At 70.2% G+C, this 255-nt stretch carries 1 pseudogene; it reads left to right on the top strand.

Going from position 1 to position 255, the window contains the following annotated elements:
• Positions 1–255 (top strand): annotated as a pseudogene (locus tag VSR82_RS40440) (type II secretion system secretin GspD); the annotation flags it as partial.

The raw sequence follows: 255 nt of genomic DNA, 5'->3' as shown, positions 1-255 counted from the left end.
GCTCGGCAAGGGCGGCGGCGAGGGTTCGTCAGGCGGCGCGAACGAGGCCAACTCGTTCAACCAGAACACGAGCGGCGGCGGCGGTGGTGGTGGCGGTGGCGGTCTGTCGAACAGCGGCTATTCGACGCGCTCGTCGGGTACGCCGCCGTTGCCGTCGGGCGGCCTCGGCGGCGGCTCGATGAACTCGCCGATGGGCGGCGGCGCTTCGGGCTCGAACAGTAATACCGGCGGCTTTCTCGGCGGCGACAAGGAAAA

The sequence above is a fragment of the Burkholderia sp. JPY481 genome, from assembly GCF_038900515.1.
Lineage (GTDB): Bacteria > Pseudomonadota > Gammaproteobacteria > Burkholderiales > Burkholderiaceae > Paraburkholderia > Paraburkholderia youngii.
Note: the sequence above shows the minus strand (reverse complement) of the source record. Positions and strands in the feature narration are given on the sequence as shown.